Below are 2331 nucleotides of genomic sequence, written 5' to 3'. Positions count from 1 at the left end.
GCGGTGCCCGCCGCCTGCCGCCGGGCACCGCGGCGGCGGCATCCCGGCCCGCCGAACGGGCCCTACGGCGACAGGTGGGCCGACGGCGGGGAGGGCAGCCGGGGAACGGCCGGGCGGCGGGCGGCGTGGGAGGCCGAGCTCACCAGGAGGCTTCCGGCGGTGATGGCCGCGACCAGGACGGACCAGCCCAGGGCGCGGCCCATCCGCAGGCCGTACCCGCAGAGGATCCAGTACAGCGACAGCAGCCAGCGGCCGGACGACCGGCTGGTGACGCGGCGCATCTCCATCGCCCCGAAGGCGAAGTCGGCGGCCGTCGCCTTGTCGTCGACGCCGGTGCCGAGCCGGGAGTAGAGGACGGCGAGGCGGTGCGGGGTCGGCGGGTCGGTCTCGGATCCCGACCAGCCGCGCCAGGCGTGCTCGTCGGCGAGGGTGCGCCTCCGGGTCCACCAGCGCATCGGCGGCCAGCGCAGCGCGAACCGCACGCCGCGCGGGGTGGTGGCGAACGCGCAGTCGGTCAGCCGGAGCCGCTCCGGATGGCGGATCCCGGTGAAGCCGCAGACACTGAGGTCCACGCCGTTCAGCTCCAGCGACTCGGAGTCCACGCCGCGCAGCGAGGTCACCCGCGCCGCGCCCCGCCCGCCGACCGTGGCGGGCCCGCGCAACGTCGCGTCCTCAAGGTCGGCCTCCGCGCCGTCGAGGCGCACAGCCAGCCGGCCGGCCACCCGCAGCCGCCGCAGGTCCACCGCGCAGTCGCGGGCCGCCACGTCGAGACCGTTGCCCGCCCACGCCCCGGCGAGGCTCAGGCGGCGGCCGACCGCGATCGGGGCCAGGGAGCAGCCCGCCCAGAACCGTGTCGCCTCGAACCCGGCGAGCCCGCCGAACCCGGCCTTGCGGAACGACGCCGCGCGGCCGAACCGGCATCCCCGGAAGGTCGCGTCACCGGTGAACCGGGCGCCGTCGAAGGTGGCGAAACCGTGGAACTCCGCGCTCTCGAAGGACGCGGTCCGCCCGAACCGGGCCGCGCCGAACAGCGCGTCCCTGCCGGCGGAGATCCGGTCGAAGGCGGCGTGCCCGATGACGCTCACGCCGTGCATGGACAGCTCCCTGGAGAACCTGACCTCCCTGAAGGAGACGTTTCCCGCGAAACGTGCGTCCAGGAAGGAGGCGAGGCGGTGGAAGCGGGCATGGTCGAAGGAGACGTCCCCGCCGAACACGACGCCGCCGAACCTGGCCTCCTCGGGGAAGACCGCCCGGTCGAACCTGGCCCGGCCCAGGCGGCCGTGCGTGGCGGACAGGATCCGCGTCAGCAGATGCCTGCCGACGGTGGTGCCCCGCAGGTCGATCGCGGAGCCGGGGGACAGGCCGTGGACGACCTCGTCGAGCTCACTGTGGTCCAGATGGGCCAGGCAGCGGCCGTAGGGCCGCTGTGCCGATCCGGCGCACTCCGGGGAGGCGGCGCAGGTCATCCAACCCACGTCCAGAGTTCTCATGACCGAGTGATACCCAACGACGGCGGCGAGGCGAGATCTAGGTCAAGGCAAGCCATATCTGATCCTCTCCGATCGACATGAAGTGTCAAGATTTACCGATTTCACTCCCTATCCACTTATAGGTAAGTGTCCGCCGATCCATGGGGCTCTACGCTCCCGGTCATGCGTGCTTTATCCAGGGCGTCCGCCGCCCTCGTGGCCGTCGGCATCGCCGCCGCCGGCGTCACCGCCCTCACCCCGGCCCCCGCCCTGGCGGAGCCGGGCACCGTCGTCATCAGCCAGGTCTACGGCGGTGGCGGCAACAGCGGCGCGCCGCTCACCAACGACTTCGTCGAACTGTTCAACCGCGGCCCCGCGGCCGTCGCCCTGGACGGGTGGTCCGTCCAGTACGGCAGCGCCACCGGCACCGGCAACTTCGGCGCCAACCCGGTCGTGCCCCTGTCCGGCACGCTGGCACCCGGCCAGTACCACCTGGTCCAGCTCGTCGGCGGCGCCAACGGCGCTCCGCTGCCCGCGCCGGACAGCACCGGCGCCATCAACATGAGCGGCAGCGCCGGCAAGGTCGTCCTGGCCCGCTCGGCGGAGGGGCTGGCCTGCAACGGGGGCTCCACCCCCTGTACGGCGGAGCAGGCGGCGCTGATCGCCGATCTCATCGGATACGGCACCGCGAACTACTTCGAGGGCACCGCCGCCCCCGCCCTCTCCGGCACCACTGCCGGACTGCGCAGGGACCACGGCTGCGCCGACACCGACGTCAACGGCGCGGACGTGGAGACCGCGGCTCCCGCGCCGCGCAACCGGGCCACCGCCCCGGCGCCCTGCGGCGACGTCGAGCCCACCC

At 73.8% G+C, this 2331-nt stretch carries 2 protein-coding genes; one reads left to right on the top strand and one right to left on the bottom strand.

Annotation, left to right across the window (positions count from 1 at the left end; genetic code table 11):
* Positions 1-62: 62 nt before the first annotated feature.
* The gene (locus tag CA984_RS43705) at positions 63-1490 is read right to left on the bottom strand and encodes a pentapeptide repeat-containing protein (protein WP_086579129.1); all 1428 of its coding nucleotides are present in this window, start codon (positions 1488-1490) and stop codon (positions 63-65) included.
* A gap of 162 nt (positions 1491-1652) precedes the next feature.
* Here CA984_RS43705 and CA984_RS43700 point away from each other — a divergent pair.
* Positions 1653-2331, top strand: a 679-nt coding sequence (locus CA984_RS43700; RefSeq protein WP_207621275.1) for a lamin tail domain-containing protein, incomplete at its 3' end; no start/stop codon positions are given.

It is taken from the genome of Streptosporangium minutum, from assembly GCF_002149035.1.
Taxonomy (GTDB): Bacteria; Actinomycetota; Actinomycetes; order Streptosporangiales; family Streptosporangiaceae; genus Streptosporangium; species Streptosporangium minutum.
Note: the sequence above shows the minus strand (reverse complement) of the source record. Positions and strands in the feature narration are given on the sequence as shown.